Here is a 12,665-nt window from a genome sequence, read left to right as displayed (position 1 = left end):
GGGGGGGGGGGCGGGGGGGGGCCCCCCCCCCCCCCCCCGGGCCGGCGGGGCCGCGCGCGCCCCCCCCGCCCCCCCCCCCCCCCCCCACACCGGTTACATCTTCGAAGGCGAACTGGGCTTCGACGTCAAGAAGAACTCCGTCGACGCCATGCCGGAGCTGCCGTTCAAGATCATGATGAACGTCGGCAACCCGGACCGCGCCTTCGACTTCGCGCAGTTGCCGAACGCCGGTGTGGGCCTGGCCCGTCTGGAGTTCATCATCAACCGCATGATCGGCGTGCACCCGAAAGCATTGCTGAACTACGACGGCCTGCCGCAGGAAATCAAGGACAGCGTCGACAAGCGCATCGCCGGTTACAACGATCCGGTCGGCTTCTATGTCGACAAACTGGTTGAAGGCATCAGCACCCTCGCTGCCGCGTTCTGGCCGAAGAAGGTCATCGTGCGTCTGTCGGACTTCAAGTCCAATGAATACGCCAACCTGATCGGCGGCAAGCTCTACGAGCCGGAAGAAGAAAACCCGATGCTCGGCTTCCGTGGCGCTTCGCGTTACATCAGCGAATCGTTCCGCGACTGCTTCGAACTCGAGTGCCGCGCGCTGAAACGCGTACGCAACGAGATGGGCCTGACCAACGTCGAAATCATGGTGCCGTTCGTCCGTACCCTCGGCGAAGCCAGCCAGGTGGTCGATCTGCTCGCCGAAAACGGCCTGGCCCGTGGCGACAATGGCCTGCGCGTGATCATGATGTGCGAACTGCCATCCAACGCGATTCTCGCTGAAGAATTCCTCGAATTCTTCGACGGCTTCTCGATCGGTTCCAACGACCTGACCCAGCTGACCCTGGGCCTGGACCGTGACTCCGGGATCATCGCGCACCTGTTCGACGAGCGTAATCCGGCGGTGAAGAAGCTGCTGGCCAACGCGATTGCCGCGTGCAACAAGGCTGGCAAGTACATCGGTATCTGCGGTCAGGGCCCTTCGGACCACCCGGATCTGGCCAAGTGGCTGATGGAGCAGGGCATCGAAAGCGTGTCGCTGAACCCGGATTCCGTACTGGAAACCTGGTTCTTCCTCGCCGAAGGTCAGGTCCAGGCTTGATCCATATGTGAACGGCCATCCTCCCCTGTGGGAGCGGGCTTGCTCGCGAAGACGGAACAAGATCCGCCACAAATGTTGGCTGATACACCGCTTTCGCGAGCAAGCCCGCTCCCACAAAGGTCGGGGGCTTTGAGATTCAAGTAGGGCGGGCTCCTGTAGATGCCGCCCTTTTTTGTGCAAGAGCATTATGCAAAGCAGCAGCAACCTATTTCCTGTCGCCCTGATCAGCGCCGAACGACGCGGTGATCTGAGCGAAGACGTCTACCGTTTGAAACCCGGCAACAGCCCCGACTGGTCCGTGGAAATCGCCGTGACCCGCCTGGGCATGGCCGATGACACCACGCCGCGCGGCGTGCCGGTGATTTTGCTGCATGGCAGTTTTTCCAACCGGCGCTTCTGGTTTTCCCCCAAAGGCCTGGGGCTGGGCGCATACCTGACCCGTCTGGGCTTCGACGTGTGGATCCCGGAGATGCGCGGCCACGGTCTGTCGCAACGCAACGAGGACTACCGGCGCAACCGCGTCGCCGACTACGCCCGTTACGATCTGCCGGCGATTGCCGCGTTCGTCCGCGAGCAGAGTGGCCAGGTGCCGCACTGGATCGGCCATTCGCTGGGCGGTATCACGTTGGCAGCAGCGCTGGGTGGCGAATACCTCGGCGAGCCAGCCGTGGCCTCGGCGGCGTTTTTCGGCACGCAGGTCAGCCGCACGTACTGGCCACTGAAAATTCCACCGGTGGAGTGGGGCGGGCGCTTCATTCTCAAGCGTTTCGCGCAATTGTCCGGCTCGCGCCTCAAGCGTGGCCCGGAAGACGAGCCGATCGGTCTGGCGCTGGAAAGCATGCGCTGGTATGGCTTGTTCGGCCGTTTTGGCGACAAGGACAAGGACTGGTGGGCCGGGCTGGCCGAGGTTCAGGTGCCGGTGCTGGCCGTGACGGCAGCGGGCGATCATCAGGATCCGGCGTGGGCCTGTCGCAAGCTGTTCGAGCAGATCGGCTCCGAGCACAAGCAGTTCGTCAATCTGGGGCGCGAACAGGGCTTCAGCGACAACTTCGGACATGTCGAGATGCTGGTGAGCAAGGCGGCGCAGGCCGAAGTCTGGCCGCTGGTGGCGCGCTGGCTGAACGATCAGCAGACGCCGTTGCTCGGCGACAAGCCCGATCTGGCTGCTGCGGTCTGAGCCTGAGGCGTTGAAAAGGGCATTTCGTTCGCATCGGCTTGCGGCTAAGATATGACGCATTGTGCGATTCTGGTCATATTTAGTGGCAGTTTAGCTATTACGTTTCAGCGTTTGTTCAGGTCCGGTCAGCGACCATTGCATGAACTAAGGTAAACAGCGACCGCCGGAGCTCGTTTCAAAAGAGTGCGACATCCTTGATCGTCTTCCTTGTTACAGGAGTTTTTCGATGAACCATTACCTCACGCCTGACCTGTGCGACGCCTATCCGGAGCTGGTGCAGGTGCTGGAACCGATGTTCAGCAATTTCGGCGGCCGTGATTCCTTCGGCGGCGAAATCGTCACCATCAAATGTTTCGAAGATAACTCGCTGGTCAAGGAGCAAGCCGAACTCAAGGGTAACGGCAAGGTGCTGGTGGTCGATGGCGGTGGTTCGCTGCGGCGCGCGTTGCTGGGCGACATGATCGCCGAGAAAGCCGCGAAAAACGGCTGGGAAGGGCTGGTCATCTACGGTTGCATCCGTGACGTCGACGTTATTGCCCAGACCGATCTTGGCGTTCAGGCGTTGGCCAGCCATCCGATGAAAACCGAAAAGCGCGGTATCGGCGACCTCAACGTGGCCGTGACTTTTGCCGGCGTGACGTTCCACCCGGGTCATTACATTTATGCGGACAACAACGGCGTGATCGTTTCGCCAAGTCCGCTGCAGATGCCTGAATAAATCGCGGTACCGACAGGGGTGAGGATGTTCGAGGAAGAAAACGCGCAGTGGGGGCTGGTGCATGCCCTGGTGCTGGACGGAAAAGGCGGCGCGCGTTCGATTGCCCGGACTGAACTCGACGATCTGCAACTGCAGGCCCATGAGAGCCTGTGGCTGCATTGGGATCGCAGTCATCCGCAAACCCAGACCTGGCTGCGCAGATCCAGCGGCCTGAATGAATTCGCCTGCGACCTGCTGCTGGAAGAAAACACCCGGCCGCGCCTGTTGCCATTGCCGGATGCCGAGCTGCTGCTGTTTCTGCGCGGGGTCAATCTGAACCCCGGTGCCGAGCCGGAAGACATGGTCTCGGTACGGATTTTTGCCGCTGCACAGCGCGTCATCTCCCTGCGACTGCGCCCGCTGCGTGCCACCGATGAACTGTTGGCGCTGCTCGGCGAAGGCAAGGGCCCGAAAACCTCCTCCGAACTGATCCTGTATCTGGCGCAATTCCTCACCAACAAAGTGCAGGATCTGGTCACGTGCCTGTCGGAACTGGTCGATGAAGAGGAAGAAAAACTGGATGCCGACGAACGGTATACCCCCGAACATGGCTCGATTTTGCACATCCGCCGCCGGGCTGCCGGACTGAAGCGTTTTCTGGCACCGCAGCGGGATATTTTCGGACAGCTGACGCGGATAAAATTGCCGTGGTTTGTCGACGATGACGCCGACTACTGGAACGAATTGAACAACAGCCTGACGCGCTATCTCGAAGAGCTGGAATTGACCCGGGAGCGCATGGGGCTTGTGCTGGAGGCCGAAGACCGGCGTTTGAACGTGCGCATGAATCGCACGATGTACCGTTTCGGCATCATCACCTGCATCTTTTTGCCGATGAGTTTTCTCACCGGCCTGTTGGGCATAAACGTGGGCGGCATTCCGTTCTCGAGCAGCCCCTATGGTTTCCTGATTGCCTGTCTGACGGTGCTGGCGATGGCCTTCGGTCAATGGTGGTTATTCCGCCGTTTGCGCTGGGTGTGAATATGCAACATGTGACCCGACCAAATTTGCCCGCGTCTTTCACAGACATCACGAGAGGTGCGTATGCACGATCCGTTTGAACAGTCTTTGCGCGACATGCTCAACGCTTCGCCGTCCAGCCGCGACGACGACGCCTGCCTGGGTCGCGTGCTCAAAACCGCCAACCGCCAGGTCGGCGCCGGTGATCTGTTCAGCCTGCTGGGCCGCTGGCTGCCCGCGCTGATGATCGCCCTGAATAACGGATCGGCTCACGTTTCGCCGGTTTCCCGTCTTCGTAAAACTACCGCTCGCACTGCTGATAAGGCTGATTGAATATGGAACTTGATCTCTGGACGCAGAGCCTCGTCACTGCAATGACTGCGTTGTGGACCAAAGTCGCGAATTTCATCCCGAACCTGTTCGGCGCACTGGTGGTGCTGCTGTTGGGCTTCGTGGTGGCCAAGCTGCTCGATACCTTGCTGTCCAAGCTGCTGGCCAAACTGGGCCTTGATCGCCTGATGGGCGGCACCGGCCTGACCAAGTTGCTGTCACGGGCCGGGCTGCAAGTGCCGATCTCGACCCTGATCGGCAAGATCGTCTACTGGTTCGTGTTGCTGATTTTTCTGGTTTCTGCAGCAGAGTCCCTTGGACTTGAGCGAGTTTCAGCTACGCTGGACATGCTGGCGCTGTATTTGCCGAAAGTTTTCGGCGCCGCGCTGGTGTTGCTGGTGGGTGTATTGCTCGCGCAACTGAGCGCGAACGCGGGATCACCATCAAGGCCCACAGCGTTACTCTCTATTACAAAGCCAAAGATGGCGTCACCTACCAGCTGAACTTCATTGACACCCCGGGCCACGTCGACTTCACCTACGAAGTCAGCCGTTCCCTGGCGGCGTGTGAAGGTGCGTTGCTGGTGGTCGATGCCGGTCAGGGTGTTGAAGCCCAGTCCGTGGCCAACTGCTACACCGCCATCGAGCAGGGCCTCGAGGTCATGCCGGTGCTGAACAAGATCGACCTGCCACAGGCCGAGCCGGACCGCGTCAAGGACGAGATCGAGAAGATCATCGGCATCGACGCCACCGACGCCGTCACCTGCAGCGCCAAAACCGGCCTGGGTGTCGACGAAGTGCTCGAGCGTCTGGTCGCGACCATTCCTGCGCCGACCGGCAACATCGAAGATCCGCTGCAAGCGTTGATCATCGACTCCTGGTTCGACAACTATCTGGGCGTTGTCTCCCTGGTGCGCGTGCGTCATGGCCGCGTGAAGAAGGGCGACAAGATCCTGGTGAAGTCCACCGGCAAGATCCACCTGGTCGACAGCGTCGGTGTGTTCAACCCGAAACACACCGCAACCGCAGACCTCAAGGCCGGCGAAGTGGGCTTCATCATCGCCAGCATCAAGGACATTCACGGTGCACCGGTCGGTGACACCCTGACCCTGAGCTCGACTCCGGATGTCCCGGTTCTGCCTGGCTTCAAGCGCATCCAGCCACAGGTTTACGCCGGTCTGTTCCCGGTCAGCTCCGACGACTTCGAGGACTTCCGCGAAGCGCTGCAGAAACTGACCCTGAACGACTCGTCGCTGCAGTACACCCCGGAAAGCTCCGACGCACTGGGCTTCGGCTTCCGTTGCGGGTTCCTCGGCATGCTGCACATGGAGATCATTCAGGAGCGCCTCGAGCGCGAATACGACCTGGACCTGATCACCACCGCGCCAACGGTAATTTTCGAGCTGGTGCTGAAAACCGGTGAAACGATTTACGTCGACAACCCCTCCAAGCTTCCGGATGTGTCGGCAATCGAAGACATGCGCGAGCCGATCGTGCGGGCCAACATCCTGGTTCCGCAGGAGCACCTGGGCAACGTCATCACCCTGTGCATCGAGAAGCGCGGCGTACAGGTCGACATGCTGTTCCTCGGCAATCAGGTACAAGTGACCTACGACCTGCCGATGAACGAAGTGGTCCTGGACTTCTTCGACCGTCTCAAATCCACCAGCCGCGGCTATGCTTCGCTGGATTACCATTTCGATCGTTACCAATCGGCTAATCTGGTGAAACTGGACGTGCTGATCAACGGTGACAAGGTCGACGCCCTGGCGTTGATCGTGCACCGTGACAATTCGCACTTCAAAGGTCGCCAGTTGACCGAGAAGATGAAAGAACTGATTCCTCGTCAGATGTTCGACGTGGCGATCCAGGCTGCCATTGGCGGTCAGATTGTCGCCCGGACCACCGTCAAGGCACTCAGAAAGAACGTATTGGCCAAATGCTACGGCGGTGACGTAAGCCGTAAGAAAAAGCTGCTTGAAAAGCAAAAGGCCGGTAAGAAACGCATGAAGCAGGTCGGCAACGTGGAAATTCCACAAGAAGCCTTCCTTGCCGTGCTCAGGTTGGAATAGTCAGGTCCTATGTCACTAAATTTCCCGCTGTTGCTGGTCATCGCCGTGTTCGTCTGCGGCCTGTTGGCGTTGCTCGATCTGCTGTTCCTGGCGCCGCGTCGGCGTGCTGCCATTGCCTCTTATCAAGGCAGTGTCAGCCAGCCCGAGCCCGTGGTGGTCGAGAAGCTGAACAAAGAGCCGTTGCTGGTCGAATACGGCAAGTCGTTCTTTCCGGTGCTGTTCATCGTGCTGGTGCTGCGTTCGTTCCTGGTGGAACCGTTCCAGATCCCGTCCGGCTCGATGAAACCGACCCTGGACGTCGGCGACTTCATTCTGGTGAACAAGTTTTCTTACGGGATCCGCCTGCCGGTGATCGACAAGAAAGTCATCGAAGTCGGTGATCCACAGCGTGGCGATGTGATGGTGTTCCGCTACCCGAGCGACCCGAACGTCAACTACATCAAGCGTGTAGTCGGCCTGCCGGGCGACACGGTGCGTTACACCGCCGACAAGCGTCTGTTCGTCAACGGCGAGTCGATTGCCGAGCAATTGGTCGGCTCCGAGCCGGGCACGCTGGGCAGCGCGGAACTCTACAAGGAAAAACTCGGCGCCGCCGAGCACCTGATCCGCAAGGAAATGAGCCGCTACCGCGCTACGCCGGACCATACCTGGACGGTGCCGGCCGGGCACTACTTCATGATGGGCGACAACCGCGACAACTCCAACGACAGTCGCTATTGGGATGATCCGAACATTCCCAAGGATCTGCTGGGCATGGTTCCCGACCAGAATATCGTCGGCAAAGCCTTCGCTGTCTGGATGAGCTGGCCGGAACCGAAACTCAGCCACCTGCCGAATTTCTCGCGGGTTGGCCTGATCAAGTAATCAATCACGGCGCTGTTGACCACAGCGCCGAATGCATTTCTGGAGTCGCCACAAATCGGCACCAGGGCATGAAGCCACGATATTCAGGACGTCATTTTTGAACACAGCGTTAATTGTCCCAAGCCTGCGCCGTACCCCGGCGATGGCAGTGGAATCCAGCCACGAACTCAGCGTGGGTAAACCGTGAGCGTTTCTCTAAGCCGTCTCGAGCGCCAGCTCGGTTACACCTTCAAGGATCAGGAGCTGATGCTGCTGGCCCTCACGCACCGCAGCTTTGCCGGGCGTAACAATGAACGCCTGGAATTCCTCGGCGATGCGATCCTCAACTTCGTCGCCGGCGAGGCGCTGTTCGATCGCTTTCCGCTGGCCCGCGAAGGCCAGTTGTCGCGTTTGCGCGCCCGCTTGGTGAAGGGTGAGACACTGGCCGTGCTGGCCCGTGGTTTCGACCTGGGCGATTACCTGCGTCTGGGCTCGGGCGAACTGAAAAGCGGTGGCTTCCGTCGCGAATCGATTCTGGCCGATGCCCTCGAAGCGCTGATCGGTGCGATCTACCTCGACGCCGGCATGGACGTCGCCCGCGAGCGCGTACTGGCCTGGCTGGCTGGTGAGTTCGAAGGCCTGACGCTGGTCGACACCAACAAGGATCCCAAGACCCGTCTGCAGGAACATCTGCAGTCGCGCGGTTGTGAACTGCCACGCTATGAAGTGGTGGATATCCAGGGTGAACCGCACTGCCGTACCTTCTTCGTCGAGTGCGAAGTGGTCTTATTGAATGAAAAAAGCCGAGGTCAGGGTGTGAGCCGTCGTATTGCCGAACAGGTAGCGGCCGCCGCAGCACTGATTGCCCTGGGCGTGGAGAATGGCAATGACTGATACAAACGCAACTCGCTGTGGCTACGTTGCCATCGTCGGCCGTCCCAACGTCGGCAAGTCGACGCTGCTCAACCACATCCTCGGCCAGAAGCTCGCGATCACCTCGCGCAAGCCGCAGACCACCCGCCACAACATGCTCGGGATCAAAACCGAGGGTGACGTGCAGGCGATCTACGTCGACACCCCCGGTATGCACAAGGGTGGCGAAAAGGCCCTGAACCGTTACATGAACAAGACCGCTTCGGCCGCGTTGAAAGATGTCGACGTAGTGATCTTCGTGGTCGACCGCACCAAGTGGACCGAAGAAGACCAGATGGTCCTGGAGCGCGTGCAGTACGTGACCGGCCCGCTGATCGTCGCGCTGAACAAGACCGACCGCATCGAAGACAAGGCCGAGCTGATGCCGCACCTGTCGTGGTTGCAGGAACAGCTGCCGAACGCGCAGATCATTCCGATTTCCGCACAGCAAGGGCACAACCTCGACGCGCTGGAAAAGGTCATCGCCGATCATCTGCCGGAGAACGACCACTTCTTCCCGGAAGACCAGATCACCGACCGCAGCAGCCGCTTCCTCGCCGCCGAACTGGTGCGCGAGAAAATCATGCGCCAGATGGGTGCCGAGCTGCCGTACCAGATCACCGTCGAGATCGAAGAGTTCAAGCAACAGGGCAAGACCCTGCACATCCACGCGCTGATCCTCGTCGAGCGTGACGGCCAGAAGAAGATCATCATTGGCGACAAGGGCGAGCGTATCAAGCGCATTGGCACCGAAGCGCGCAAGGACATGGAGCTGCTGTTCGACTCCAAGATCATGCTCAACCTGTGGGTCAAGGTGAAGGGCGGCTGGTCCGACGACGAGCGTGCTCTGCGTTCGCTGGGTTACGGCGACCTGTAATAGCGGTTTTCTGATCCATCAGAGAACCCCCTGTGGGAGCGGGCGTGCTCGCGAATGCGCAGTGTCAGTCGACATATACTTTGACTGATTCACCGCATTCGCGAGCAAGCCCGCTCCCACAGTAGTTTTGGGTTGTGTGCAAAACCGTGTTTCTTCATCGAGAACTTCATGTCGCAAACCCCACCTCCCGCCCAACTCGCCTACGTCCTGCATTCGCGCGCCTATCGCGAAACCAGTGCGCTGGTCGACTTCCTCACGCCGCAAGGTCGGCTGCGGGCGGTGTTGCGCAGTGCGCGGGGCAAGGCCGGGACATTGGCGCGGCCGTTCGTGCCGCTGGAAGTCGAGTTTCGTGGCAAAGGTGAGCTGAAGAATGTCGGGCGCATGGAAAGTGCCGGCAACGCGACCTGGATGGTCGGCGAGGCGCTGTTCAGTGGCCTCTACCTCAATGAGCTGCTGATCCGCCTGCTACCCGCCGAAGATCCGCACCCGGCGGTGTTCGATCATTACGCTGCCACCCTGCAGGCCCTGGCTGAAGGTCGTGCGCTGGAGCCGCTGTTGCGCTCGTTCGAATGGCGTCTGCTGGATGATCTGGGTTACGGTTTTTCCCTCAACACTGATATCCACAGTGAACCCATCGCTGCGGATGGCCTCTATCGCCTGCAAGTGGATGCCGGGCTGGAACGGGTCTTCCTGTTGCAGCCGGGTCTGTTCAACGGCACCGAGCTGCTGGCCATGGCCGAAGCCGACTGGTCGGCGCCGGGCGCACTGTCCGCCGCCAAGCGCCTGATGCGTCAGGCACTGGCCGTTCACTTGGGCGGCCGCCCCCTCGTCAGTCGCGAGCTCTTTCGCAAGCCCTGATATGCTGTGCGCCGAATCTTTCCCTTCAGGAGCGCATCCGTGACCACCAGCAATCGCATTCTTCTTGGCGTGAACATCGACCACGTCGCCACCCTGCGTCAGGCCCGTGGCACGCGCTACCCGGATCCGGTCAAGGCAGCGCTGGACGCGGAAGAGGCGGGCGCCGACGGCATCACCGTGCACCTGCGCGAAGACCGCCGGCACATTCAGGAGCGCGACGTGCTGCTGCTCAAGGACGTGCTGCAGACCCGCATGAACTTCGAAATGGGCGTCACCGAAGAAATGATGGCGTTCGCCGAGCGCATCCGTCCGGCGCACATCTGCCTGGTGCCGGAAACCCGTCAGGAGCTGACCACTGAAGGTGGCCTGGACGTAGCGGGGCAGGAAGAACGGATCAGGGCGGCGGTCGAGCGCCTGTCGAAGATCGGCAGCGAAGTGTCGCTGTTCATCGATGCCGACGAACGCCAGATCGCTGCGTCGAAGCGCGTCGGTGCGCCGGCCATCGAACTACACACCGGGCGCTATGCCGATGCCGAAACACCGAGCGAAGTCGCTGAAGAGTTGAAACGTGTGGCGGACGGCGTGGCGTTTGGTCTGACGCAGGGTCTGATCGTCAATGCCGGGCATGGCTTGCACTACCACAACGTCGAAGCCGTGGCGGCGATCAAGGGTATCAACGAACTGAACATCGGCCATGCGCTGGTGGCGCATGCGTTGTTCGTCGGGTTCAAGTCGGCAGTGTCCGAGATGAAAGCGCTGATTCTGGCAGCCGCCAAGGCTTAACAATCAACACAAAACCCCTGTAGGAGTGAGCCTGCTCGCGATAGCAGTGTGTCAGACACCATCACCTTGGCTGACACACTGCTATCGCGAGCAGGCTCACTCCTACAATTGATTTGGGGTGTTGGTTAAAGCGGCGCAGGCTCCTGCGCCGGCTTGGTCTTGTCGATACCGGGCACATGCAGATTGCCCTCGGCCACCTGATCGCCTTCAAGCTGCGGCTGGGTCACCCAGGTCAGGATGTCGTAGTAGCGACGGATGTTCGCCACGAAATGCACCGGTTCGCCACCCCGGGCGTAGCCGTAGCGGGTCTTGCTGTACCACTGCTTCTGCGACAGGCGCGGCAGCATCTTCTTCACGTCCAGCCACTTGTCCGGGTTCAGGCCTTCACGGGACGCCAGTTTGCGCGCGTCATCCAAGTGACCGCTGCCGACGTTGTACGCCGCCAGCGCGAACCAGGTGCGATCCGGCTCCTGAATCGACTCGTCGAGCTGATCCTTCATGTAGGCCAGGTACTTGGCGCCGCCCATGATGCTCTGCTTGGGATCGAGACGGTTCGACACGCCCATGGCCTGGGCGGTGTTCTGGGTCAGCATCATCAGGCCGCGCACGCCGGTTTTCGACGTGACCGCCGGTTGCCACAGCGACTCCTGATAACCGATGGCGGCCAGCAGGCGCCAGTCGACTTTCTCTTTCTTGGCGTAGGTCTTGAAGTGCTGTTCGTACTTGGGCAGGCGTTGCTGCAAGTGCTGGGCGAAGGTGGTGGCGCCCATGTAGCCGAGGACATCGACGTGGCCGTAATAACGGTCTTTCAGGCGTTGCAGGGTGCCGTTCTTCTGCACCTTGTCGAGGTAGGCGTTGATCTCGTTGAGCAGGCTGTTGTCTTCGCCGGCGGCCACTGCCCAGCTCTGGCTGCGCGCATCGCCGAGGTCGAAGGCCACGCGGATGTTAGTGAAGTACACCTGATTCATCGCCACTTCGTTGGAGTCGACCAGCGTCAGGTCGATCTGGCCTTCATCGACCATACGCAACAGGTCGACCACTTCAACGGCGTCGGATTCTTCGTATTCGATGCCCGGAAACTTCTTTTTCAGCTCCGCCAGTTGTTCGGCGTGGGTGCTGCCCTTGAGCACCATGATCTTCTTGCCGACCAGATCCGCCGGGTCGGTAGGGCGTGACTGGCCATTGCGATAGATGATCTGCGGGGTCACTTCGAGGTAGGAGTGAGAGAAGCGCACCTGCTTCTTGCGATCCTCGCTGCTGACCAGACCCGCCGCCGCCAGCACCGGGCCGTTCGGCTTGCCGATCTGGTTGAACAGGTCATCGAGGTTGTCGGCGGTCTCGATCTTCAGCTCGACCCCCAAATCGTCGGCGAAGCGCTTCACCAGCTCGTATTCGAAGCCGGTTTCACCGCTGCGATCCTGAAAGTAGGTGGCGGGGCTGTTACGGGTAATCACCCGCAGCACACCATCCTCCTTTACGCGCTCGAGTGTGTTGGGTTTATCAACACAGCCACCGAGCATCAGGAAGAGTCCGGTTGCGATCAGCCATTTGGCGTACCGCGGACGCAAAGCCGTTGGGAAAAACATCTGCGCAGTATACGCAAACGGCTGCGGGCGCCATATCTCGACAGTGAGGGGCTTGTCTGCTAGAGATCACAAAACCGCACGAAACCCCGCAGGAATGGGGCCAAACAGCATTTTGTGACAGAAAAAATAAGCGCCGCCCGCACACCCTCGAAATTTGACTTCAAAGGCAGAAACACAGATTGATATCCGAGTGCAACCGTGCGTAGCGTTTCGGGTGATGTTGAGGGCGGTTTAGGCTAGAATGCACGGCCTCAAAGCACACCCCTTCCCGAGGCTGTCCCGAAGATGTTGATCCTGCGCGGCGCTCCTGCCCTTTCTGCCTTTCGAATTCAGCATACAGGCCAGTGACAGCTGGTACCTTCTGGCTGTCAGTGGCCTGTGAGCGAATTCAGCCTACAGGCCCCTGTCAGCC

At 60.2% G+C, this 12,665-nt stretch carries 11 protein-coding genes and 2 pseudogenes; 12 read left to right on the top strand and 1 reads right to left on the bottom strand.

Annotation, left to right across the window (positions count from 1 at the left end):
- The 12 genes and pseudogenes from ACIOUG_RS25285 to pdxJ form a co-directional block, all read left to right on the top strand.
- The coding region (locus ACIOUG_RS25285) for a putative PEP-binding protein (RefSeq protein WP_401069673.1) at nucleotides 1–1,099 on the top strand (1,099 nt) is incomplete at its 5' end.
- 187 nt (nucleotides 1,100–1,286) lie between these two features.
- Nucleotides 1,287–2,276: an alpha/beta fold hydrolase gene (locus tag ACIOUG_RS25280; protein ID WP_401069671.1), complete on the top strand. Its 990-nt coding sequence runs from the start codon at nucleotides 1,287–1,289 to the stop codon at nucleotides 2,274–2,276.
- 226 nt (nucleotides 2,277–2,502) lie between these two features.
- Nucleotides 2,503–2,994 carry a ribonuclease E activity regulator RraA gene (gene rraA / locus ACIOUG_RS25275; protein WP_401069668.1) on the top strand — a complete coding sequence of 164 codons (492 nt, stop codon included), beginning with the start codon at nucleotides 2,503–2,505 and terminating at the stop codon, nucleotides 2,992–2,994.
- 24 nt (nucleotides 2,995–3,018) lie between these two features.
- Complete coding sequence (locus ACIOUG_RS25270) at nucleotides 3,019–4,014, top strand: zinc transporter ZntB (RefSeq protein WP_401069665.1); 996 nt, start codon at nucleotides 3,019–3,021, stop codon at nucleotides 4,012–4,014.
- A gap of 63 nt (nucleotides 4,015–4,077) precedes the next feature.
- Nucleotides 4,078–4,326 (top strand): hypothetical protein, encoded by a 249-nt coding sequence (locus ACIOUG_RS25265; RefSeq protein WP_003223293.1) that lies wholly within the window; start codon nucleotides 4,078–4,080, stop codon nucleotides 4,324–4,326.
- Nucleotides 4,327–4,328: 2 nt separating this feature from the next.
- Nucleotides 4,329–4,745: pseudogene (locus tag ACIOUG_RS25260) on the top strand (mechanosensitive ion channel family protein); the annotation flags it as partial.
- A pseudogene (gene lepA / locus ACIOUG_RS25255) lies at nucleotides 4,745–6,394 on the top strand (translation elongation factor 4); the annotation flags it as partial. The pseudogenes ACIOUG_RS25260 and lepA, both read left to right, overlap by 1 nt.
- 9 nt (nucleotides 6,395–6,403) lie before the next feature.
- Nucleotides 6,404–7,258, top strand: coding sequence for a signal peptidase I (gene lepB, locus ACIOUG_RS25250; protein WP_003221931.1), 855 nt, complete (start codon nucleotides 6,404–6,406; stop codon nucleotides 7,256–7,258).
- A gap of 183 nt (nucleotides 7,259–7,441) precedes the next feature.
- Nucleotides 7,442–8,131, top strand: a complete 690-nt coding sequence (gene rnc, locus ACIOUG_RS25245) for a ribonuclease III (protein ID WP_024011703.1) — start codon at nucleotides 7,442–7,444, stop codon at nucleotides 8,129–8,131.
- Nucleotides 8,124–9,026, top strand: coding sequence for a GTPase Era (era, locus tag ACIOUG_RS25240; protein WP_329695982.1), 903 nt, complete (start codon nucleotides 8,124–8,126; stop codon nucleotides 9,024–9,026). Before rnc ends, era begins: the two co-directional genes overlap by 8 nt.
- Before the next feature lie 168 nt (nucleotides 9,027–9,194).
- Nucleotides 9,195–9,884: a DNA repair protein RecO gene (gene recO, locus ACIOUG_RS25235; protein ID WP_329695981.1), complete on the top strand. Its 690-nt coding sequence runs from the start codon at nucleotides 9,195–9,197 to the stop codon at nucleotides 9,882–9,884.
- Between the two features lie 39 nt (nucleotides 9,885–9,923).
- Nucleotides 9,924–10,667: a pyridoxine 5'-phosphate synthase gene (gene pdxJ, locus ACIOUG_RS25230; RefSeq protein ID WP_401069660.1), complete on the top strand. Its 744-nt coding sequence runs from the start codon at nucleotides 9,924–9,926 to the stop codon at nucleotides 10,665–10,667.
- Between the two features lie 125 nt (nucleotides 10,668–10,792).
- Here pdxJ and mltF read toward each other — a convergent pair whose 3' ends face one another.
- Entirely contained in the window at nucleotides 10,793–12,253 is a 1,461-nt protein-coding gene (mltF, locus tag ACIOUG_RS25225; RefSeq protein ID WP_401069657.1) for a membrane-bound lytic murein transglycosylase MltF, read from the bottom strand.
- Between the last annotated feature and the right edge of the window lie 412 nt (nucleotides 12,254–12,665).

Source organism: Pseudomonas sp. NPDC087803, from assembly GCF_044742995.1.
Classification (GTDB): domain Bacteria; phylum Pseudomonadota; class Gammaproteobacteria; order Pseudomonadales; family Pseudomonadaceae; genus Aquipseudomonas.
Note: the sequence above shows the minus strand (reverse complement) of the source record. Positions and strands in the feature narration are given on the sequence as shown.